Genomic DNA, 21,432 nt, shown 5'->3' on the forward strand with positions numbered 1-21,432 from the left:
GCGATGACCCAGTCCCCGCCCCGCGACGCCAGGCCGGCGCCCGCCTCGTACACCTACCCGCCGGCTCCACGCAGCGGACCGGTAGAGATCGTCCACGGACAACCGGTGGCCGACCCCTACCGCTGGCTGGAGGATCCGCGGGACTCCGCCACCGCCGCGTGGTGCACCGCTCAGGACCTGCTCTACGCCGAGGAGGAGGCCCGCTGGCCGGCCCGTGACGCGCTGTTCGCGCGGATGACCGACCTGCTCGTCGGGGGCGGGAGCCGTCCGCCGGTGGCGCGCGGCGGGCGGGAGTTCCACACGCGCAGGGAGCACGGGCGTGAACTCGCCGCACTTGCCGTCCGCGAGGCCGACCGGACGCGGACCCTGTTCGACCCGCTGGACGCCGATCCGTCCGGCACGACGGTGCTCGACGCCTGGGAACCGTCCTGGGAAGGCCACCTCGTGGCTGTCCAGCTCTCCTCGGGCGGCACGGAACACTCGGTGCTGCGTGTGCTCGACGCGGCGACGGGCGAGACGGTCGACGGGCCCGTGGACCGGGTCCGCCGCTCTCCCGTGGCCTGGCTGCCGGGCGGCCGGGCCTTCTACTACGTACGCCGACTGCCTTCCGGGCACAAGGCCGCCGGGGCCGGACCGTGCCGCCGCGTGTATCTGCACCGGCTCGGCACACCGGCCGACGAGGACGTGGAGATCTTCGGGGCCGGACGGTCGGACACCCAGTACTACACCGTCACCACCGCCCCCGACGGCCGACTCCTGGTCGTCGGCGCCAGCGAAGGCACGTCCCCGCACACCGACCTGTGGACCGCCGACCTGACCAGGACCGGACCCGACGGGCCCGACCTGCGCCGCCTTCAGCACGCCGTCGACGGCCACACCGCCGTCCGTCTCAGGCCGGGTGCGGGACCGCTGCTGCTGAGGACCACGGTCGGTGCCCCGCGCGGCCGGATCGCCGCGGCCCCTCGCGACGTCGTCGATCCGTGTCCGTCGGATCGGCGCCCCTGGCGCACCCTGGTCGAAGAGCAACCCGGCACCGTTCTCCAGGACTTCGCGGTCCTCGACGGCCCGGCACTGGACCGCCCGCTCCTGGCAGTCGTACGAACCCGGCACGCGGTCGGCGAGTTGACGCTGCACGACGCCCGGACCGGCGCCCGAACCGGAACCGTACCCCTGCCGGGACGAGGAACGATCACGTCACTGACCGCACGTCAGGAACCAGGCCATGAGCTGTGGTTCGCCTACACCGACCACATCACACCCACCGTCGTCCTCCACTACGACGCCGTCACCGGACACCTGAGCCCTTGGCCCGGCGGTTCCCCGGAAGCGGCCCTCACCGAGGGCGTACATGTCACCCAGGAGGTCGTGCGCTCCCGCGACGGCACCGAGGTCCGCATGTTCGTCATGTCTCCCACGGGCCACCCCGACAGACCCCGCCCCGCCGTGCTCACCGGCTACGGCGGCTTCGGCGCCTCCATGACCCCCGGATTCACCCCCCAGGCCATGCCCTGGGTGCGCGCGGGAGGGATCTACGCGGTGGCCTGCGTACGCGGCGGGGGAGAGGAGGGCGAGGAGTGGCACCGCGCCGGACGCCGCGAGCACAAGCACAACACCTTCGACGACTTCGACGCGGCGGCGGACCACCTGTTCCGCGACGGCTGGGTCGCGCCCGGCCGGCTCGGCGTCCTCGGCAGCTCCAACGGCGGTCTGCTGGCCGGCGCCGCGCTGACCCGCCGCCCGGAGACCTACGGCGCCGTCGTGTGCGCGGCACCCCTGCTCGACATGGTGCGCTACGAGCTGTCGGGCATGGGGGCGAGCTGGCGCGACGAGTACGGAAGCGCCGCCGACCCCGCCCAGTTCGCGCACCTCCACTCGTACTCGCCCTACCACCAGGTGCGCGAGGGCACGCCCTACCCGGCCGTGCTGTTCGCCGTCTTCGACGGCGACACCCGCGTCGACCCCGCACACGCCCGCAAGATGTGCGCCGCCCTGCAATGGGCCGGCACCGGTCACGCGCCGGTCGTGCTGCGCACGGAGCGCGGTGTCGGCCACGGCGCCCGCGCCTCCTCGCGCAGCGCCCGCCTCTACGCCGACGTCATGGCCTTCTTCGCGCACCATCTGGGCCTCCGACTGCCGGGAGACCTGTGACATGAACGTGCTCCTGTGCCCGCTCGGCGACCCGGGCTACCTGTACCCCGCCCTCGCGGTGGGCCGCGAACTGCGCCGCCGCTCCCACACGGTGCACGTCCTCGCCGGGCCGCGAGCCGCGCCGCTGGTGACCGAGGCAGTCCTGGACCTGTCCGCCGCCACCGACGACACGGCCCTGTCCGTGGCCCACTGGACGGCACGCGGCCCCGAGCAGTACACCGAGGTGGCACGCGCGGTCCGGCGGCTGCGGCCCGACGTCCTGCTCACCTCCGTGCTCAACCACGGCGCGCTCGTGGCAGCCGAGGCCACCGACCTGCCGGTGGTCGTGCTCGGACTCGCCGCACACCTGTGGCCCTACCGCTCCGGAGGCGCCGGCCCGGCGGACACGCACGACCGCACGTGGCGACTGACGGAGACCCTGAAGCACTACCAGGCGCTACGAGCAGCCGCCGGCCTCGCACCACGGCACGACCGCCACCCCGAAACCCCGTTGCTCGGCACCACCTTCCTGCTGCGCGGCCACCCCGACCTGGAGCCGGCCGACGCCGAACTCCCCCCGGCTGTACGGCATGTCGGCCCCTGCTGGTGGGAGCCGGAGCCCCCGTCCGCCGAGCCGCTGCCGGACTCCAAGCCCCTGGCCTACGTCCACCTCGGCCGGACCTTCGGCGGCACTTCCCTCTGGCCCCGTCTCAACACGGCCTTCACCGGGGGCACTTACCGGGCCGTCGTGAAACTCGGACGCTCGGGCGCACCCGAAGCGGCAGAGGGCGCCGACCTGGTCGTCGGCCGCCGCCCTTGGATGGGCCCACTGGTCGACCGATCCGAACTCGTCCTGACGAACGCGACCTCCGCCCCCGTCCTCGCCGCCCTCCTTCACGGCAAACCCCTGCTCGTCGCCCCCAACGGCTCCGAGCAGCAGGTCCTCGCCGCCGCCTGCCTACGCGCCGGCGTCGCCCGAAGGCTCCCGGAGCCCGGAACTCCCGCCACGGACCTGCGCACCGCGATCGAGGAGACAGCACACGACGCTCAACTCAGGTCACGCGCACAGGAGATCGCCGCCACCCTCACCGATGGCAAGAGCGAGTTCCACGCCGCGGACGCCGTGGAGTCAGCCGCGCACTGACCCGGGAGACTCTCCACAGCACGCGGTGAACCGATCGCCTTGGCCAGGAGGCAGCTGTGGATCCAATGCCCTGGTACTTCACTGCCGGAGGCGGCCGCTTGTTACTCTTTCCGATCATGCGAGCCCTCTTCCCAGGATCCTTCGACCCTGTCACTCCAGGGCACCAGGACGTACTCCGGCGCGCTTCCCTCCTGTTCGACGAAGTCGTCCTGTGCGTGATGTTCAATCAGAACAAGATCGGCCGCTTCCCCATCGAGGAACGACTGGACCGGCTCCGCGCGGCAGCAAGCGGCCTGAGCAACGTCACGGTCGACTCACACACCGGCGGCCTGCTGGTCGACTACTGCCGCGAAGCCGGAATCGACGTCGTCATCCGCGGGGTGCGCGGCGTCAGCGACCTGGACTACGAAATGCCGATGGCCCGCATGAACCACGAACTGGCCGGAGTCGAAACGCTCTTCATCGCAGCGGACCCTGCCCTGGCCCACATCTCCTCCACCCTCGTCACCGCAGTGGGTCAACAGCACCGCGTCCCCGACTGAGGATTTGCGCGAGCTTCTTTGAGTAGCTGAGGGCGCGGAGACCGAATCTACGAGACGTTCTTGAGCCTGCGATGCGCCCTGATCTGCTGGAGGCGACTCGTCTCGATGGGTCGGACGCCCTAGAAGGGCGGCCAGTCAGCACCGAGCGGCGGCGGAAGACGTATCCGTTCGTACTTCTCGCCTCGCGCGTCAACAGGCCAGCGACCGTCGATGACGACGGCTGCCTCCCGGCATCCCGGGCAGGCATTGTCCCAGTCGGGGAACCATGGATAAGGCGAGGGAACCGTGCCCTCCTGCCGCATGCCGCACAAGGTCGCGCCGCAGTAGCCGTACGCATGAGAGACGCCAACCGGCGGTTCCGGTGTGTCGGCGCGCTCCCACCGCATGTGCACGGGCTCGTACCACGACCGGCTGATCAGGCCTGGGTCAGTCCCCAGCTTGGTCCACGCGTAGCACCAGGTGCAGAACCACGTCTCCTTCACCCGCGAGTCCGCCGGCGGAAACCGCCGCATCTCACGCCCGCAGACGTCACACGTCATGGACCGATCCTTCCACCCACCACTGACCGGGCCGCCGGCGGTGTCGCTGCAACCCGCCCCGGAACTCACGCGGCAGACCCGCATGCCGGGATCGAGAGGACAGCACCCGATCCCGAACTACGGGCGCGCGGAGCAGATCAAGGGTGCTCGCCGACGGCAAGAGCGAGGCCCGCGCCGCGGACGCCGTGGAGTCGGCCTCACGCCGACCGAGCGCGAACCAGCACGAGGGTGCTGCTGCCGTCGTCCTCTTCGATGTCCCGGACATGCTCGAAACCGATTCTGCGCAGCAGAGCCAGGGAGGCCTCGTTCGGCGCGGCCACGGTGGCGTACACCTTGGTCAGTCCGAGAGCGTCGAAGCCGTGGGCGACCATCGACTGCGCCAGCTCGGTTCCCAGGCCGGACCCCCATGCCGCCGGTGCCAGGGCGTAGATGATCTCGTGGCCTCCGACGACGTCGGTCGGCTTGATCTCGGCATGGCCGACGAGGAGTCCGTCGCGGCGAACAGCCCAGACGTCGAACAGGTCCTGGGCGTAGACCTTCGTGAAGATCCGTCCGAACAGTGCCCGGTCCGCCGATGCGGACGAGGGGCCGTCGCCCATCCACCGGGACACTCCGGTGTCCTGGAACAGGGCGACGAAGTCGTCTTCGTCCTCGGGGACGTAGGGCTCCAGGAGCAGCCGTTCGGTGCGGAGATTCGGGGTCACAGCCGACGACGCTATCCACGCGCCGTCGCGGCCCGCAAACCACTTTCGTCTGCGCGGACCTTGCCCGTCCCGGTGGCATGGCGGGCCGGGGCGAAGGGGCTGCCGCACGAAAGGTGCGGCAACCCCCGCGGTGCCTCAACCCTCCTGCGACGCCTGCGGCGGTACACCTTCGAGCAGTACGTCCCGTAGCGCGGCCACCAGTTCCAGGCCCCGTGCGCGGACCGCCGACGGTGTCTCCTCATGGCGCCGGTCGGCGATGACCGCCAGGGCCGCCGCGGCCTGACGGGCGAAGAGGGCGAGCAGGTCGAGTTCGGAGAGGCTGGACCGGGACTGCTCGGCGGGGTCGAGTACTTCGAGGACGCCGAGCACCCGGTCGCGATGGGCGAGCGGTGCCGCCATGAGCGCGTCGGGCACGTAGCCGGTCGACTTCGCGACGTCCTTGGCGAACATGCTCTGTTCCCGGAGGTCGTCCGCGATCATGGGTTCACCCGCGACGAGCACCCAGCCCGCCAGGCCCCGGCCGGCGGGGAACCGCGAGCCCACGAGGGACTCCTCGCCCTCCCCGGCCACGGCCTGGAAGACCAGTTCGTCGGTCTCAGGGTCGTGCAGCAGGACGGAACTGGCCGCGGCACCGAAGATGGCCCGCGCGGTGTCGACGACGGACTGCAACAGATCGTGCTCCGCGCTGCCGACTCGCGTCGCGGGGTCCACGCCGGTGGCGGGGACGAGTCCGGGGGACTGGGTCATCTTTCACCTCGGGTTCCTGGTTCGCCGATGCGCACGTTCGCGGCGGAGAGGTAGAGCGCGTGTTTGATCTGAAAAGGTGTCAGTTTGGGTCGGGTGCCGAGCAGGCGTGCGCACATCCCGCTGATGAAGGGAGTGGCGAAACTGTTGCCCGTGGTGCGGATGGTCTTGCCGCCGGTCCAGGCCACCTGCACGTTCTGTCCGGGGGCGAAGAACTCGACGGGTGGCGCGGGGTTGTAGAGGAAGAGACCGGAGTCGTCCTCGCGGTGCGTGCCGACCGAGATGACGGACGAGAATCGCCAGGGGAAGCTCTCCACCGGTGTGTTGTGGGCGGAGGCCACGAGGGTGGTCCCGGTGAAGAACGCCTGGTCGGCCAGGGCCCGTAGCGTTTCGAGGAACTTCGGACGGGTCGTCGACAGACTGAGGTTGACCACGTCGAAGCCCTGGTCGACAGCCCACCGCAACCCGGTGAGCAGGGCCTCGCCCGTTCCGGTGAAGCCCTCTCCCAGCACCCGCACGCTGTACAGCTCGCATCGCGGCGCCACGCGCCGGACGATGCCGGCGCAGGCCGTTCCGTGTCCGCAGCCGTCGCCGGCGCCGTCGGGCAACCGGCCGCTGTCGATGACGTGCAGGCCTCCGTCGGGGGCGGGAGCCACCTCGTAGGAGCCCTGGACGGTGCCGACCGAGGGGTGACCGCACTCGACCCCGGTGTCGACCACGCACACCCGCACCCCGGCGCCGTCCGACCACTCCGAGGGATCGGCGGGCAGATCCGGCACCGTGTCGGCGAGCATCGTGAGGTCTTCGGGGGAGCGGTCACGCAGACTCCAGGTGAGTCCTGCCGCCGTTCCTGTGGTCATCCGGTCCTGCCTTCCCGTCGGGCCGGGCGTTCCGCGCCCCGGACCGTGGCCGTCATCTCGTCGGCGAGCGCGGACGCGCGGTCCGTGCCCGGCCTGTGTCCCTTGGCGGCGAAGTGCTCCCGCGCCGTGTGCGCCTCCCGCGCCGCCTCCGCGGTCAGACCGAGCGTGCGCAGGGTCTGAGCCCGGTCGAGGGCGGCGGTGCCCCGTACGAGCGGGGAGTCCGTCTCACCGGCGGCGGCGACGGCCCGGTCCGCGCAAGTGCGCGCGAGGTCCGTGTCACCGGCGAGCGCCAGGGCGCGGGCTCGCAGTCCGTACGCGTCGGCGGACTCCGCCGGAGGCAGGCCTGACGGCTCGGGGTCCGGCAGGGCCCCCGCCTCCGCCGGTGCTCCCCGGTCCAGCAGGATCCGCGCCCGCTCCCGGGCGATGCCGGGCAGGGCACCCGTGGCGCCCAGTTCCCGGCCCGCGTGTGCCGCGTCATCGAGGAGGGTCAGGCCCCGGGCCGGTGTACCGGTCAGCGCCTCGACCTCCGCGGCGAACAGCGGGATGAACAGCGCGCTCTCCGCGTAGCCGAGGCCGCGGGCCAGGCGCGCCGCCTCGGCCAGCCGCTCGTGCGCCTCCTCGGGGCGGCCCTCCAGGGCCAGGAGCACGGCGAGCGGGCAGCCGAGCGTGGCGCGGACGGTCGGCCGGCCGGCGCCGTGGGCCGTCAGCAGTTCCTCGCAGCGCGCCACGGCACGCGCGACCGGCGTGGGGCCGCGCCACAGGGAGATGCCGACCGCGCCGAGCGCCAGAGCGCGTTCGGGTTCTGCGTCGGCCCGGTCGGCGTGGTCCAGGGCCCGGTGGAGCAGTTCCTCGGCCTCGGCGTGCAGTCCGCGCCGCTGACGGTCCTGGGCGATACGGACACAGGCACGGGCGATGCCCTGGTCGTCGCCCGCCCGGGTGAACAGCGGGAGCGCGGCCTCGGCGACCTCGGCCGCGGACCCGTGCCGGGGGTCGAGCGCGGTGAGGGCGAGGCGGGCATGGGCGGCACCGAGCGGATCACCGGCCCGGTCCGCCGTGTCGAGTACGTCCGCCAGCAGTTCCCTGCCTCGTTCCGGCTCACCCCGGGCGACCTTCGTCTCGCCGAGCCGGCGTGCGGCCTCGCGGGCGACGGGCTCGCCGGGGGTGGCCAGGTCCAGCGCCTGGGTGAGCAGGTCGTCGGCCCACGGGAGGTCGGAGCGTGCCAGGGCGGCGGCTCCGGCCCGGGTGAGCAGAGCGGCGGCGCGAGCGCGCAACGTGTCGGTGTCGTCGTCGTGGATGCCGAGCTCGGTGAGCAGATGGTGGGCGCGGGCCAGATGGGAGCCGACAGCGGCGTCCCCCGCGTCGTGGCGGACGAGGACCCGGGCGGCGTGTTCGTGCCGCCGGGCCCGCACCTTCTTGGCCATACCGCGGTACGCCGTCTCCTGCACCAGGGCGCTGCCGAACCGGAGGAGTGCCCCGGTGGACCGGGAGCGGCCGCCGGACTCGATGAGCCGCCGTCGTACGAGGCCGCGCAGCAGACCGCCGGGGGACTCCGTCGGGCCCGCGGGTTCCTCGACGGTGGCCAGTTCGGTCAGATCGGCGCGCTGGAACTCCCGCCCCAGGACGGCGGCCACCTGCAACAGCGTCCGCTCCTCGGGCGGCAGCGCGTCGATGCGGGCGCCGAGCAGGGCGTGCACGGTGAGCGGCAGGTCGTCGCACTCGGCGGCCATGGCCGTCAGATGTTCCAGGTACAGCGGATTGCCTTCGGCACGGTCGAGCGCGCCCTCCAGTACGTCTTCCAGTACGCCCTGCCGATGGGCGGCCACCTCGACGAGTTCGCCGGCCAGAGCGGCGGCCTCGTCCCGGGTGAGCGGCGTGAGCATCAGCGACGCGGACCGCATACGCCCGCTGCCCCAGCCGGGACGGGTCTCCAGGAGCTCCGGACGCGCGACGCACACCAGGGCCACGGGGGAGTGGTCGAGCTCGTCCAGCAACCGGTCCGCCATGTCGAGCAGCGGTTCGGACGCCCAGTGGCAGTCGTCGAGGACCAGTACCAGGGGCCGTTCACGGGACAGCGCGTCGAGGAGGCAGGCCAGGGCCATGAGGGTGTCGTCGGCGGAAGGGCTGGGCGTGCCGTCCGCGAGGAGGCCGGTCCGCAGCAGACGCAGCGCCTGGTCGGCCTCCGTCCGTTCGGGGGCGGGGAGTTGGGCGAGGGCCGCGTCCTCGCCCACGGTCGCGAGGACCTGACGTACGGCTTCGGCGAGCGGCGCCAGCGAGCCGGTCTCACCGTAGGGGCGGCACCGGCCCTCTCCGTACGCGAGGGAGTCCCGCAGCCACTCGCGCAGCAGACGCGTCTTGCCGAGGCCCGCCTCGCCGTAGACGGTCACCAGGTACGAACGCGGGTCGTTCCCCAACTTGCGTGACAGGAGACGGAGTTCGGCGAGCTCCTGCTCGCGTCCGATGAAGGGGGTGTCGAACCGGCGTACCCGTTCCGGGTTGTCCTCGTGCAGGGCGACGAGACGGTGGGCCGGGAATGGTGCCCCGACTCCCTTGAGGGACAGCGATCCCGCCGACTCGGTGACCGCCGTGGGACCGGCGGCGCGCAGCGTGGCGGGGCCGATGAGGATGTCCCCCGCACCCGCGTGCTGTTCGAGCCGGGCCGCGATGTTGACGACCTCGCCGGAGACCAGGGCCTGCCGGGCGGAGGGGTCGACGCTGACCACCACCTCACCGGTGTTCACGCCGATGCGGACGGCCAGCCGCACGCCGTGTTCCCGCTCCAGCTCGGCGTTGAGCCCGTCGAGGCCGGTGACCATGCCGCGTGCGGCGGCGAGCGCCCGGTGGGCGTCGTCCTCGTGGCGCACGGGCACACCGAACACCGCCATCACGGCGTCGCCGATGAACTTCTCCACCGTGCCGCCGTGTTCCTCGATCCGCGCCCGCATCAGAGCGAAGTACCTGAGGGTGACCGTGCGCAGGGTCTCCGGGTCCAGCCGCCCGGACAGGGCCGTCGACCCGACGAGGTCGCAGAAGAGCACGGTCACCACCCGGCGTTCCTCGGCGGTGGCGGCGTCGCCCGCGGCCACGCAGGCCGTTCCGCACCGGGGGCAGAACGCCGCTCCGTCCGGCGGGGGTTCGGGGCACCGCGGGCACTTCATGCGCGCGCCGCCGGTCATCGCTTCGGACATCAGAACAGCGCTCCGCCGGCGATCTCGCTGTGCGCCTGCACCTCCGGCTCGGCAGCGTCCAGCCGCCGCTTCAGATCCAGCAACAGGGTCAACTCCTGCGCGCTGAGGTCCTGGAGCACCTCTCGCTGCTCGGGGGAGAGGCTGTGCAGCGGGAACCCGGCGTCCTCCAGCGCGCGAAGACGCTCGTGATCGGGTGCGGAGTCAGTCATCGGTGCTCTCCCCTTCGGTTGGTGCCGCGGTGATGCGGTCGAACAGGTCGGCGAGGGAAGCGACCGTGTGCAGCGCGCTGACGGCGACGAGTGAACGCTGCGCGGCATCCAGGGGCAGCCGCTCCAACAGCCGGTCCACGTCGGCGCTGTGCCCGTCGTCGAGGTCCGCGTGGAGGCGTACGGTTTCGAAGGCGGCGTCCGGCAGCCCCGTCTCGCGCGCCAGCCGGCCGGCCAGTCCGGGCGCGGGCGCGTTGCCCTCCAGTACCGCGATGTAGCCGAGCAGCGCCACCGGGTGGCTGTGCTCGAGCCAGTAGTACTGAGCCCCGACCAGGGCGGCCACCTGGGGCGGCGGCACGCTGCCGGTCAGTTCGTCGGGCGGCGCCCCGGTCACCGCCGCGTCGGCGAGCAGCCACTCGTCGTGCCCCCGTTCCTCCTCGGCGTGCGCCCGCAGGTACGGCGCGAGCGACCGTGCCACCGGGTCCCGGGGCAGCGCCTCGCAGCGGGCGGCGGCCCGCTCCATCAACGGAACGGAGGCGCGGATCACCTGGTGCATGGCGCGCAGGTAGCGGCGATAGCGGCCGGGGAGCCACGGGTCGGAATGCCACATGCGGGCGGAGGCGGCCCACAACACCGGCTGCACGAGGGACAGTTCGAGCCGCAGACTCGCGACGGCCGATGCGCTCACGAGGAATCCTCCCCGTCCCCGGGACCGCCGAGCAGCACGAGCGGTGCGTACCGGTCGCTTCCGTACCGTCGCAGCAGCGAGGCGGCTCCGGCGTCGTGCTGGAGCCGCGCGCCGAGCATGTCCATCGCGCCGGCCGCGGGGCGCGAACCGGACCGTTCGGCCGCGTCGAGAGCCGCCGGGCGTCGGGCCAGACCGCGGCAGTCCGTGCATGATCCGACTCCGGCGGTACGGATGGTGCGCAGCACCGGCGACTCCACGCACCGGCGCCGTATCGCGGCCCAGTCGTCGTGCGCGATGTGCCCCAGGCGCAGGTGCTCCGGTACGGGGCGGCCGTCCACCACACGCTGGTTGCAGCAGGCCGCGACGGTGCCGTCGAAGGCGACCGTCGGCCAGGCCGCCATCGCACACGGTGCGGGCGGCATCGCGGTGGGACTCCCGGACGCGGCGCCTCGCGGCGGACTCGGAGCCTCGCCACCCCGCAGCGGCACGGTTCGCGCGGCCGCCCAGCCCGCCGCTCGCCCCACAGGTCGTATGTGATTCACGAGAACGGCCGCCTGGTCGTCAAATTCCGTACGAATGGAGGCGGTGATGTCCGCTAGATAGGCGTCGTCCGCCGCGGTGCCCGCCACGTGGAAACTCACGGCGATTCCGCTTTCCCTGATGCGATGCATCGCGCGAAAGACACCGGCGCGCGGAACTTCACGTTCATGGAACACATCGATGCTCGCCGAGAAGTGGGCGACGTGCCGCAGAGCGCTCAGGATGCGCGCCGGCACCCGGCCGTCGGCGGCGAAGAACATGCCGCTCAGGACCGACGTCCGCGTCCCGGCCGACGCGGCGAGCGCCGCGAGGTCCGCCACGAGCGCGGGCCGCAACAGGGGCTCGCCACCCGTGAGCATGAGGACTTCCGGTCGGTCGGCGGGAGTGAAACCGCCGACGAAGCGACGCAGCGCCTCCGCCGGCGTGTCCTCGCCGCGCGGCCCCGACGAGGTGGAGCAATGCGCGCAGCTCAGCGGGCAGCGCCTGGTGAGGGTGGCGAGGAGCCCGGCCGCCGGTACCGGACGTAGCTCGATGATCTCCGCCAGCCGCATCTCGTCACCTCCGTAGGCCACCGGGACGTGCGGTCCCAGCGTGCGCGGCACCGGTTCGGTCGCGGTTCGCGGGCGGTTCGAGGCCGGTACGCGGGACGGGTCCGACCGCCGGCAGGGACGGTCCGGGACAGGGGCGGCAGATTTACTACCTTTTGCACCCCTATTCGCCTTCCATCCCGGCGGGTGTGTTGCTGCATGCACCTTGAGCCATCCTCGAGTCCATGGCCCCGGAACCGGCCCGTGCGCATCCTGTGAAGGCCGAAGGAATTCGATCGAATTCCCGAAGGTTCACGGCTTCTCACGGATTCCCTCACCCCCTGCGGCTCCCCGGAGGCTTTCGTGCACAGAATTCCTTTCCTCTGTCAGAACTCCGACGACCCCGACACCGGCTGGGGAAGGGGCTGAGGGGCCGACATGACTGATGTCCTCACGGAAAGCCGCGGCATGACGTCGGATCCCGGAATTCCGCGAGAGCCCGCCGGGGACATCGGCGGGGAATCCGCCACCTCCGCCCTCCTGCGACTGACCCTCCTCGGCCCCCTGCGGGCCTCCCGTGGCGGTCTGCCCCTCGCGCTCGGACCGTTGAAGCAGCGCCTCGTCCTGGCGGTCCTGCTGACCCGCCCCAACACCCCGGTGTCGGTGGAGGAACTCACCGACGCCGTCTGGCCGGACGACCCGCCCCGCACGGCCCGCAAGAACCTCCAGGCGTACGTGTCGACCCTGCGCCGGGTGCTCGACCCCGACGACCTGGGCCGGCTGAGCCACGGTCCCGGCGGATACGTACTGCACCTCACCGCGGAGGAATGCGACACCCTCCGCTTCGACGAACTCGCCCGTCGCGGCGACACCGAAGCCCGCGCGGGCGCCCCGAGCCACGCGGCCCGCACGTACCGCCGGGCGCTCGACCTGTGGCGGCACGACCCCTTCAGCGACCTGGCTCCCCGTGCCGACGTTCTGCGCGCCGCCATCGAACGGCAGCACGCCCGGCGACTGGCCGTCTACGAGGCTTGGGCGGAAGCACAGCTCGAGATCGGCGACCCGGGCCCGGTCGCGGACACCGTGGACGAGATGGTGAGCCGCCACCCGCTGCGCGAACGGCTGCGCGCCGCCCAGCTCACCGCGCTGCACCACGTCGGCCGCAGGACCGAGGCACTGGCCGCCTACGACGACTGCCGTCAGCGGCTGTCCCGGGAGCTGGGCCTGGAACCCGGCGCGGCACTGCAACGCGCCTACCGCTCCCTCCTGGACGACATGGCCCCGCCCCGGCCGTGCGGCGGCACCACCGGGTCACGACCGCTCCTCCCGCCGGACCTCGCCGACTTCACCGGCCGAACCCGAGAACTGGACGCCGTCCGAGCCCAGTTGGAGACCGAGGGCGGCCCCCCGGTCCTGATCACCGGAGCGGTCGGCGTCGGCAAGACCGCCTTCGCCGTACACGCCGCGCACCGCCTCGCCACGCACTACCCGGACGGCGTGGTCGCCACCCGGCTGTGCGCCGAGGACGGCTCGACGCGCCCCTGGGCATCGGTACTGACGGAGCTGGCCCGCGCCCTCGGATGCACCGAGCGGCTGCCCGCCGACCGGGAGGAGGCCGCCACCGTCTGGCGCTCGTGGCTGTCCGGACGCCGCATCCTGCTCCTCCTGGACGACGCGCCCGACGCCACCGCCCTCGGCCCCCTGCTACCGCCGTCGGGCACCGCCGCCGCACTGGTCACCTCCCGTGAACGGCTGCCCTGTCTGGAGTCAGCGCACCGGGTCGAACTCCCGCCGCTGTCACGTGAGGAGGGCCTGGACCTGCTCGGCACGATCATCGGGCGCACGCGGCTGACCGCCGAGCACACCGCGGCCCAACGGATCGTCGCCGCCACGGGATACCTCCCGTTCGCCCTGCGAGCGGCCGGAAACCGCCTGTCCGTACTGCGCCACATGCCGCTCGGCCAGTACGCGGACCGCCTCGAACATCCTCAGGAGGCCCTGGACGAACTCGCGTCCGGGGGCCTCGGAGTTCGCGCCCGGCTCGCCGGGGCCTGGGCCCGACTGCCCGCCCCCGCCCGCGACTCCCTCCACGCGCTGGCCGCGCTGCCGGACGCCTCCTTCGACCTCCCCGCCGCCGCGCGTGTGCTGGGGACGAACGGACGGGCCGCACAACGCTCCTTGGAGGAACTTATCGACGTCGGCGTCCTGCCACCGCCCTCCCTGCCCGAGGTGACCGCGCATCTGGCCGCGGCCCCGGAGGAGGTCCGCTACGAACTGCCGTGGCTGACCCTGCTGTTCGCGCGAGAACAGGCGGCCGCGTCGGGAGAGCGGTGCTAGGGCGTGCCAGGCGTCGCCGGGCGGGCGAGACCTTGCGGAACCGCCCCAAGCCCGTACGCGCTGTCGAGTTGCCCGACCCCGGGCCGCCCGAGGCGTGCCCCGGCAGCCGGCTCAGGCTCCGCCCGTGGTCGCCGAGGCCGGACCGGAGGACTGCACGCGCGCCAGGTACCCGGCCTGGAAACGGCTGGCCGCGCCCAACTGCTCCATGATCTCGGCGATGTGCTTGCGGCAGGTGCGCAGCGACATTCCCAGCCGCCGCGCCACCATCTCGTCCTTCATGCCCTCGGCCAGCAGCCGGACGATGGCCTGCTTCACCTCGTCCCGCGCCGAACTCTCCGTCCAGGCGGGGTGATAGGGCTCGGCGAGCGACCAGGCGTGATCGAAGGTCGCGCAGAGGTACGAGACCGTGGACGGCTCCTGGATGACGATCGCCGCGTCCAGGTCGTCCTGGTGCGGGATGAACACGGTCTCCCCGTCGAAGGCGACCATGCGGCCGAACAGTTCGCTCAGTGTCCTGATCTCGGCGCCCTCGCCGGTCATGCGCCGCGCGTATTCCTGCGTGGGCAGGTGGTAGCGGGCCGTGTGCTGGTACAGCGTGCGCATGCGTATGCCCCGGCGCAGCATGTCGCGGTCCTGGATGAACGCCTGCTCCAGGAGCGCGGGGGAGCGGCCGCCTCCGGGGTGACAGGTGCGGACCTCCTTCCGGCACCGCATGGTCGCCTCGGTGATCATGCCCACGACGGTCTTCAGGTCCGTGACCTCCGTCAGCGGCGCCCGCCCCTGCCACTGCCGCCGGCCTTCCGCATAGAACGGCGCCAGGAGGGAAAGCTCTGCCCGCAGCCGATCGATCTCGGCGAGCTGCCGGCGCAACCCCGCCTCCCTGGGCGCGACCAGCGCGGCCAGGGCCGCGTCCGGCGCCACCGCCACGAACTGGTCGGGGTTCCCGGGCAGTCGGCGCAGCAGCAGGAGTTCGGTCAGGGTCGCCACGGCCGAGGCCGCCCGGCTCTCCGGCAGCCCGAGCCTCGCGCCCAGGGTGCCGGCGTCGCACGCCCCCTGGTCGCTCACCCACCGGAACACCCGGACGGCGTCCTCGGACAGCTGCGTCTCGTGCGACGGCCACCCCGCCGTCGTATGAACGTCCGGAACTGTGCCGTCCTCACCGATGCCGCCCACCCAACCCCCTCATCAGCCAGAAGACCCTCAACAGCCCGAAGCTGTGTCCATTGTTCAGATGTGCGATGGAGTTTCCCAGACCCACCTGGAAGGAATCACTGTGAAACCGGCCAAAGGCGCATTCGCCCTGCTCCTCGAACGCTTCACCGTGCTCGGCCACCGGGTGCGGGGGCGACAGCGCCGGGGCGGTGGCGAAGGAACCACGGCCCGCGAGATCCTCGACCAGCCTCCGCGGCCGGTGCGCGAGGGCGACGACGACTCGCCGAGCGTGCCGACACCGCACTGGTGAGTGCCCGCCGACCCCCGGCCCCGCCTGTTTCGCGTCACCGCGGCTCGGAATTCCCCTCCCGGCGTTCCGTATGCACGGGATGGCGGGTTAAAGTCAGGTTCCGCGAGGATCTTGACACGGAGGGGCCCGGGGATGGAGAACAGTGCGCCAGTACGCCGGGGACGACCCCCGGGCGTACAAGCTGTCGAAGGTGAGCTGACCGCGCGCCAGGCGGCCATCGTCCGCTACATCACCGAGGCCGTCGCCCGGCAGGGCTACCCGCCGTCGATGCGGGAGATCGGCCAGGCCGTGGAGCTCTCCAGCACCAGCTCGGTCTCCCATCAACTGGGCGCGCTGGAGAACAAGGGAGTCCTTTACCGCGACCCCCACCGTCCGCGCGCCTACCGCGTACGCCCCTCCTGGGCACCCGACCTCGCCACCCGCAGCTCGGCGCCGGCCGAGGTGCCGCTCGTCGGTCGGATCGCCGCCGGCGCGCCACTGCTCGCCGACGAGATGGTCGAGGACGTATACTTCCTGCCCCGCCAGGTGGTCGGCGAGGGCGAGCTGTTCGCCTTGACCGTGTCCGGCGACAGCATGATCGGCGCGGCGATCTGCGACGGCGACATCGTGACCGTCCGCAAGCAGGACAGCGCCGAACACGGCGACATCGTCGCCGCCCTGCTGGAGGACGAGGCCACCGTCAAGGTCCTGCACCGCCAGGACGGCCAGGTCTGGCTGATGCCCCGCAACGGGTCCTTCGCTCCGATCCCCGGCGACGGCGCCCGCATTCTCGGCAAGGTGGTCGGCGTCCTGCGTCTGCTCTGACCGTGCTTGGTGGATCAACAGCGGAGCTGGACGTCCAGGTTCGGCTTCCTCGGCGAGTCGCCCCACGGAGGTGACCCAGATGCCCGGCACGGTCCTGGTTCACGGCCTCTATCACCAGCCCGAACACTTCACCCGGGTTGCCGAGGGCCTGCGGGCCTCCGGCGTGGACGTGCTGGTTCCCGAACTGCACAGGGGCTCTTTGGCCGCCGACACGGCCGCGGTGCAGGCTGCCGTCGACCGGCTGACGGAGCCTCCCTTGGCGCTGGGGCACTCCTACGGGGGATCGGTGATCACTGGCCTGCGCGGAGTGGCTCGGCTGGTGTATCTGGCGGCCTTCGTGCCGGACGAGGGCGAGAGTGCGGCGAGCTTGGGCGGCGCATCGAGTCGGTTGAGATCCGCCATCGAGCCGCGGCGCGACAGTTTCACACGCCTTGATCCGGGCCGGGCCCTGGACGTTTTGTACGCGGATTGCCCCGAGCACCTGGCGACTTGGGCGGTGGGACTCCTACGAGCCCAGGCCCCCGGCTGCGGCCGAGCGGTCCCCGAACGCCAGAGCTGGAAACATGCCCCTTCCGCCTACGTCGTCTGCGCGAAGGATCGGGCCATCGACCCCGAACTCCAACGGGTCATGGCCGCACGGTGCGGCTCCGTACGTGAGTGGCAGACGGGGCACTCTCCGTTCGTGGGCCGACCGGATCTGGTCGTCGACCTGGTCCTGGAACTGCTCGCCACCGAGGCCATGTCGGGCCGGGCAGCCCAGGCTGCCGGAGCGGATGGGTCGGCCGGCTGAGCTGGCCTACGCGGCGTTCCACGATGGGCGGCGTCATCGAGCAGCCTGCTCGCCCCGTGCGAGCCACCCCAGACACCGGCGTGGGGCCGGGTGCGGGGCTGCTTCAGCGCTGTCAGTGGGGCAGGGCATGATCCGTTGAATGCGCTACACGACGTGGACTTTGGATCGCATGTTCGTCTCTTATGGGCAGTACTACCTGCAGGGCGACGACTTTCTCAGCGTGTACGACGACACCGACACGGTCGGACGGATCTATGCGGGAAACAGCCTGGCAGCGGGGGGCCCGGAACACCTCACGGTGCTCGCGGGCACGCACACCGGCTGGATACGCCTGACCACGCAGCACTGCGCGGATGAACCACTCCCACCGGGCGAGGAGTGGGAGAGCGTAGTGGACGTGAGCATCTGCAGCACGAGTGGCATCCTGCGACTGTTCCGGTGGGGCGGGGATGTCGAGGACGATGCCGGGAACTTCGCCACGGTCGGCGCGGGCTGGTACCGGGTCCGCGTCCAGGCACGTGGACGCGATGAAGGCGATGCGCACGAAGGCGATATTCCTGTGGAAGAGCACTTCCTGAGTGTCTGGCCGGCACCGCCGCAACCCGACACCGTCCACCGTGCGAACGACACCTTCGCCCGCACGCACTACGACCCCACCCGGCCTCCCGGCCAACCCATTCGACCTTGAGCACGTACCTCTACACCGGAGGTGGCCCGGCAATTCAGGGTGACCCGAATGTCGGCGAACCGCTGGCGGCGGTCACTCGCTGCGGGTGGCCGGCAGACGCTGGCCTCCAAGGGGCCCGGCGGTGCCCGCCGCAAGCTCGATGCGAGTCGACTGCGCGTGCGGGAGGCGGTGTTGGACGGGGTGTTGGGTGCGGGCCCAGCCGCTGCCGGCTGGAGTTACCAGTGCTGAACTCTGGCGAGGACCACGTGCGCTTGCGCGCGATCGACTTCCCCTCTGCCGTCCCGCGATCCTGAGCAATCCACCAGCGCCTCCAGGAAGCGCGATCGGCCGATACCGACGGACCCTGTCGGACCCCCTCATGGTGGTCGCCTGGCGTGATTCGGCCCAGGTGGTGGCTTCGTCGGCGGACGAATCAAAACTGGCCCCGGCATGGGCCGTTGGATACCGTGTGCCAGACATCAGGGGGGTGCATGACGTCGCACATCTGCAAGGTCTGTCGTGAAGAAGTGGTGGACGAGCCAGGTCACGAGAATCAGTCCTCGGTGGCGCACTCGTGCGTCCCGAAATCCGGACGGGGGTCTCGCGCATCAGCCGTCGCGTCGGCCGATGCGCAGCGGCCGGTGCCTTCAGAGCACCGTCCTCGACGAATGGGCCGTTCGTCTCGCCCCGGCCGGTGGAGCCGGCTTCCCCGCAGCGTCAGAGGCTTGGCCCTGCTCGGCGTTCTGGCGCTCTCCCTCGCCTTCGGTCTGCGGGTCGCGGACGCGGGCGGGGACCGGGTCACGCATTGCCCGGAGAACGCCTTCCGACATGACGGGTGCTGACCGGGCTCGGCCGGCAGGTGTACGGACGCGAGGCCGTCCGGCCCTGTGCTGTCTCTAGGGGGGGGACGGGGGACGGGGGACAGCGCAACTCGTCCTGCACTGAATCGTCAACGACGTGCGGGGCCTTGTGGTTCGTGCTCGTAGACGGTGTGTGGGTGATCTGGCAGGGGATGCACGGATACTTCTGTTGTGCGGTCGGCGCGTCGGCTACGTCTTCGACGAGTGAACCCCAGCGGGTTCTGACCGACTACGCTCGCACCAGCCGTATAACTGATGTCCAGGGATTCGGGGTCAGAGCACGCTCTCGGACTTCCGAGACCGACTGACGGAAGGCCAGCGCTGTGCGGAGACTGCTCTACGGCATGAACCTGTCCCTGGACGGCTATATCGCCGCGCCCGGCGACGATCTCAGCTGGAGCGAGCCGAGCGACGAGCTGTTCCAGTGGTGGCTCGACCAGGAGCGGGCGATCAGCCTGTTCCTGTATGGGCGCAAGCTGTGGGAGACCATGAGCGCCTACTGGCCGACGGGCGACCAGCAGCCGGACGCCAGCCCAGCGCAGATCGAGTTCGCGCGGAACTGGCGGGACACGCCGAAGGTGGTGTTCTCCTCGACGGTCGACAAAGTCGACTGGAACACTCGCCTGGTCACCGGCGACGCGGTCGCGGAGATCACTCGGCTCAAGGCCGAGGACGGTGGGCCGATGAGGGTCGGTGGCGCAGCGCTCGCCGGGGCGGCGATGCGGGCCGGGCTGATCGACGAGTACACGATCGTCACCCATCCGGTCCTGGTGGGTAGCGGCACACCGTTTTTCGCCGCGCTGGACAGCTGGACGAAACTGAACCTGCTGGAGACACGGACGTTGCCCGGCGGCGTGGTCCTGACCAGGTACGAGACGAGGCACTGAACGCGCTGGTCGAGCGGCGGGACATCGACGACGACCAGCGACGGATCGGGTCACGTCCACAGACCGGCGGCGAACAGTTCGCGGTAGAGCAGCCGCTGTGGCTGTCGGAACGGGTGCGGACGCTGCTGCGGGTCACGCCGTGCGCGGTCGCCCGTGACGGCGCAGTGCGGGAGCCGGCCTGAGTCGTAGGCGGAGGGGTGCTCCGTGGCGCGCCTGCTCGGCCTCGGACACGACCTGATGACCACCCGCACGCCGGCCCCGCGGACGGGACGGCGGCATGTCCCGGCCAAGGTCACTGTCGAGGTAGGTCACTGTCGAGCGGCCTCGCACGGCCCAGGGACGGCCCGGCGATCGGGCGTCGACGACATGCGGTGGGCGAACTTCTGGGCTCATCGGATCGGATGCGCCCGCGCCCCGACCGCGCGCCGGATGTGCCTCGAAATGCTGGTGTGCGCGCTCCGCCGAACGGCTGGACACCGTCCGCGGGCCGGGCGGACGCGTGGCCGAATTGGATCAAGGGGCGTCATCGTCCACGCACGTGCAGATGGGATCCGTCTTGATGGCCAGTACAGAGTCTCCCGGCCGCGCCACGGCTACCGCGATTCCGGCAGAGGGCCACGTCCGACGGGTGAACGAGTTGCGAGAAACGATCCACCGCGTGACCGGCGAGGTGATCGACGCCGGCACCTTCCACTACGGGCCGCAGACCCGGCGGCTGGAGGATGCCCTGGAGCGGGCCTGGGGCGGCCGTGCCGTGGCGACCAAGTCCTGCACGCGCGTTGACCCTGGCGCTACGGGCGGCCGGGATCGGTTCCGGGGACGAGGTGATCGTTCCGGCCGCCACCTTCGCGGCCACCGCGTTCGCTGTCGCCGCCCTCGGAGCGGTTCCCGTCGTCGTCGACGTCAGCGAGCCCACCCTGACCCTGTGCCCGAAGGCCACAGAAGCCGCCGTCACCGGCCGCACCCGGGCGGTGATCCCGGTGCATCTGCACGGTCACATGGCGGACATGCCCGCCTGAACGAGATCGCCTTCCGTCATCGGCTGGTCGTCATCGAGGACTGCGCGCAGGCCCCCGGAGCGAGCCTCCACGGCACCCCGGCCGGCCGCTGGGGCGACTACGGCTGTTTCTCCTTCTGGGTCGGCAAGAACATCGGCGGTCTGCACGACGCGGGCGCGCTCCTGACCACCACCCCCGAGCGGGCCGACACGCTGCGCCGTCTCACCGACATGGGCCGCGACCGCGGTGACCGTCACCTTCACCACCTGCCCGGCCATCGCGCCCGGCTGGGTGAGGTCAACGCCGGCATCCTCACCGTCCAGTTGGCCCTGTTGCCGGGTTGGACCGAGCGCCGCAACCGGATCGCCCACCGCTACACGGAGGCCTTCACCGAACTGCCGGTAGAAACGCCGGTGGTGCAGGACGGGTACGTCCACGGGTTCTACAAGTACGCGATCGGCTGTGAGGACATCCCCGCTCTCACCGCGCACCTCGCCTCGTGGGGCATCCAGGCCGAGCAGGTCTACCCGTATCTCTTGCCCGACCAGCCCGCCTTCAGGGAGATCAACCACCGCAGCCACGTCTCGGAGCAGTCGACCACGGCCACGCAGCGGCTGTGCCTGCCCGCCTACCCCGAACTCACCGACGCCGAGGTCGACCACATCATCCGCTCCGTGACCGCCTTCCACACCGGCTAGAGCTCGCGCCGCAGCACGGTCACCAGCTTCCCGAAGGCGCGCAGGCTCAACCCGGTGAACGGGGCTGTCCAGGAAGTCTCCGACGCCGTGATCACACCAGCCACACCAAGATCACCTCACTCG

At 71.6% G+C, this 21,432-nt stretch carries 17 protein-coding genes and 2 pseudogenes; 10 read left to right on the plus strand and 9 right to left on the minus strand.

The features are described 5' to 3' along the window. The first annotated feature begins 3 nt into the window (after positions 1 to 3). The 3 genes from ACIQ7M_RS19730 (at position 4) to coaD (ending at position 3,813) form a co-directional block, all read left to right on the plus strand. Complete coding sequence (locus ACIQ7M_RS19730) at positions 4 to 2,148, plus strand: prolyl oligopeptidase family protein (RefSeq protein WP_403645816.1); 2,145 nt, start codon at positions 4 to 6, stop codon at positions 2,146 to 2,148. Between the two features lies 1 nt (position 2,149). Then, positions 2,150 to 3,271, plus strand: coding sequence for a glycosyltransferase (locus tag ACIQ7M_RS19735; protein WP_403645819.1), 1,122 nt, complete (start codon positions 2,150 to 2,152; stop codon positions 3,269 to 3,271). A gap of 65 nt (positions 3,272 to 3,336) precedes the next feature. Then, complete coding sequence (gene coaD / locus ACIQ7M_RS19740) at positions 3,337 to 3,813, plus strand: pantetheine-phosphate adenylyltransferase (protein ID WP_403645943.1); 477 nt, start codon at positions 3,337 to 3,339, stop codon at positions 3,811 to 3,813. A 736-nt stretch (positions 3,814 to 4,549) separates the two neighbouring features. Here the strand turns inward: coaD and ACIQ7M_RS19745 are convergent. The 7 genes from ACIQ7M_RS19745 to ACIQ7M_RS19775 all read right to left on the minus strand — a co-directional run bounded on the left by ACIQ7M_RS19745 (position 4,550) and on the right by ACIQ7M_RS19775 (position 11,830). Continuing rightward, on the minus strand, positions 4,550 to 5,056 hold the full coding sequence (locus ACIQ7M_RS19745; protein ID WP_403645822.1) for a GNAT family N-acetyltransferase: 507 nt from the start codon (positions 5,054 to 5,056) through the stop codon (positions 4,550 to 4,552). 135 nt (positions 5,057 to 5,191) lie between these two features. Then, on the minus strand, positions 5,192 to 5,803 hold the full coding sequence (locus ACIQ7M_RS19750) for a GAF domain-containing protein (protein ID WP_403645825.1): 612 nt from the start codon (positions 5,801 to 5,803) through the stop codon (positions 5,192 to 5,194). After that, positions 5,800 to 6,660: a S8 family serine peptidase gene (locus tag ACIQ7M_RS19755; RefSeq protein WP_355770331.1), complete on the minus strand. Its 861-nt coding sequence runs from the start codon at positions 6,658 to 6,660 to the stop codon at positions 5,800 to 5,802. Before ACIQ7M_RS19755 ends, ACIQ7M_RS19750 begins: the two co-directional genes overlap by 4 nt. Beyond that, complete coding sequence (locus ACIQ7M_RS19760) at positions 6,657 to 9,815, minus strand: adenylate/guanylate cyclase domain-containing protein (protein ID WP_403645946.1); 3,159 nt, start codon at positions 9,813 to 9,815, stop codon at positions 6,657 to 6,659. Before ACIQ7M_RS19760 ends, ACIQ7M_RS19755 begins: the two co-directional genes overlap by 4 nt. 29 nt (positions 9,816 to 9,844) lie before the next feature. After that, positions 9,845 to 10,054: an aroma-sacti cluster domain-containing protein gene (locus ACIQ7M_RS19765; protein WP_386979057.1), complete on the minus strand. Its 210-nt coding sequence runs from the start codon at positions 10,052 to 10,054 to the stop codon at positions 9,845 to 9,847. Next, positions 10,047 to 10,739, minus strand: a complete 693-nt coding sequence (locus ACIQ7M_RS19770; protein WP_403645829.1) for an iron-containing redox enzyme family protein — start codon at positions 10,737 to 10,739, stop codon at positions 10,047 to 10,049. Before ACIQ7M_RS19770 ends, ACIQ7M_RS19765 begins: the two co-directional genes overlap by 8 nt. Beyond that, on the minus strand, positions 10,736 to 11,830 hold the full coding sequence (locus ACIQ7M_RS19775) for a radical SAM protein (RefSeq protein ID WP_403645832.1): 1,095 nt from the start codon (positions 11,828 to 11,830) through the stop codon (positions 10,736 to 10,738). The genes ACIQ7M_RS19770 and ACIQ7M_RS19775 overlap by 4 nt, the downstream gene beginning before the upstream one ends. A 414-nt stretch (positions 11,831 to 12,244) precedes the next feature. Here ACIQ7M_RS19775 and ACIQ7M_RS19780 point away from each other — a divergent pair, with 414 nt between their 5' ends. Continuing rightward, the gene (locus ACIQ7M_RS19780; protein WP_403645835.1) at positions 12,245 to 14,143 is read left to right on the plus strand and encodes a BTAD domain-containing putative transcriptional regulator; all 1,899 of its coding nucleotides are present in this window, start codon (positions 12,245 to 12,247) and stop codon (positions 14,141 to 14,143) included. A gap of 111 nt (positions 14,144 to 14,254) precedes the next feature. Here ACIQ7M_RS19780 and ACIQ7M_RS19785 read toward each other — a convergent pair whose 3' ends face one another. Beyond that, the gene (locus ACIQ7M_RS19785; protein ID WP_403645838.1) at positions 14,255 to 15,316 is read right to left on the minus strand and encodes a LuxR C-terminal-related transcriptional regulator; all 1,062 of its coding nucleotides are present in this window, start codon (positions 15,314 to 15,316) and stop codon (positions 14,255 to 14,257) included. Between the two features lie 100 nt (positions 15,317 to 15,416). On the opposite strand from ACIQ7M_RS19785, the gene ACIQ7M_RS19790 reads away from it, so the two are divergent. From ACIQ7M_RS19790 to ACIQ7M_RS19815, 6 genes and pseudogenes are all read left to right on the plus strand, one after another. Then, on the plus strand, positions 15,417 to 15,605 hold the full coding sequence (locus ACIQ7M_RS19790) for a hypothetical protein (protein WP_386979045.1): 189 nt from the start codon (positions 15,417 to 15,419) through the stop codon (positions 15,603 to 15,605). Positions 15,606 to 15,737: 132 nt separating this feature from the next. After that, positions 15,738 to 16,409: a transcriptional repressor LexA gene (lexA, locus tag ACIQ7M_RS19795; protein WP_403645841.1), complete on the plus strand. Its 672-nt coding sequence runs from the start codon at positions 15,738 to 15,740 to the stop codon at positions 16,407 to 16,409. Between the two features lie 79 nt (positions 16,410 to 16,488). Continuing rightward, entirely contained in the window at positions 16,489 to 17,199 is a 711-nt protein-coding gene (locus tag ACIQ7M_RS19800; RefSeq protein ID WP_403645844.1) for an alpha/beta hydrolase, read from the plus strand. 139 nt (positions 17,200 to 17,338) lie between these two features. Continuing rightward, positions 17,339 to 17,887, plus strand: a complete 549-nt coding sequence (locus ACIQ7M_RS19805; RefSeq protein WP_403645847.1) for a hypothetical protein — start codon at positions 17,339 to 17,341, stop codon at positions 17,885 to 17,887. A gap of 1,162 nt (positions 17,888 to 19,049) precedes the next feature. After that, a complete protein-coding gene (locus ACIQ7M_RS19810; RefSeq protein ID WP_403645850.1) occupies positions 19,050 to 19,613 on the plus strand; it encodes a dihydrofolate reductase family protein in 564 nt (187 codons plus the stop codon). 722 nt (positions 19,614 to 20,335) lie between these two features. Beyond that, positions 20,336 to 21,309: pseudogene (locus ACIQ7M_RS19815) on the plus strand (DegT/DnrJ/EryC1/StrS family aminotransferase). 2 nt (positions 21,310 to 21,311) lie between these two features. Here the strand turns inward: ACIQ7M_RS19815 and ACIQ7M_RS19820 are convergent. Further along, a pseudogene (locus ACIQ7M_RS19820) lies at positions 21,312 to 21,413 on the minus strand (IS5/IS1182 family transposase); the annotation flags it as partial. Positions 21,414 to 21,432: the final 19 nt, after the last annotated feature.

Origin of the sequence: Streptomyces sp. NPDC096324 (assembly GCF_044763015.1) — a bacterium.
In the GTDB taxonomy this organism is placed as follows: domain Bacteria; phylum Actinomycetota; class Actinomycetes; order Streptomycetales; family Streptomycetaceae; genus Streptomyces.

Coding starts and splice junctions, on each gene's coding strand:
- ACIQ7M_RS19730 (WP_403645816.1), top strand. CDS start 4: ATGACCCAGTCCCCGCCCCGCGACGCCAGGCCGGCGCCCGCCTCGTAC.
- ACIQ7M_RS19735 (WP_403645819.1), top strand. CDS start 2,150: ATGAACGTGCTCCTGTGCCCGCTCGGCGACCCGGGCTACCTGTACCCC.
- coaD (WP_403645943.1), top strand. CDS start 3,337: ATGCCCTGGTACTTCACTGCCGGAGGCGGCCGCTTGTTACTCTTTCCG.
- ACIQ7M_RS19750 (WP_403645825.1), bottom strand. CDS start 5,803: ATGACCCAGTCCCCCGGACTCGTCCCCGCCACCGGCGTGGACCCCGCG.
- ACIQ7M_RS19755 (WP_355770331.1), bottom strand. CDS start 6,660: ATGACCACAGGAACGGCGGCAGGACTCACCTGGAGTCTGCGTGACCGC.
- ACIQ7M_RS19760 (WP_403645946.1), bottom strand. CDS start 9,815: ATGAAGTGCCCGCGGTGCCCCGAACCCCCGCCGGACGGAGCGGCGTTC.
- ACIQ7M_RS19765 (WP_386979057.1), bottom strand. CDS start 10,054: ATGACTGACTCCGCACCCGATCACGAGCGTCTTCGCGCGCTGGAGGAC.
- ACIQ7M_RS19775 (WP_403645832.1), bottom strand. CDS start 11,830: ATGCGGCTGGCGGAGATCATCGAGCTACGTCCGGTACCGGCGGCCGGG.
- ACIQ7M_RS19780 (WP_403645835.1), top strand. CDS start 12,245: ATGACTGATGTCCTCACGGAAAGCCGCGGCATGACGTCGGATCCCGGA.
- lexA (WP_403645841.1), top strand. CDS start 15,738: ATGGAGAACAGTGCGCCAGTACGCCGGGGACGACCCCCGGGCGTACAA.
- ACIQ7M_RS19800 (WP_403645844.1), top strand. CDS start 16,489: ATGCCCGGCACGGTCCTGGTTCACGGCCTCTATCACCAGCCCGAACAC.
- ACIQ7M_RS19805 (WP_403645847.1), top strand. CDS start 17,339: ATGCGCTACACGACGTGGACTTTGGATCGCATGTTCGTCTCTTATGGG.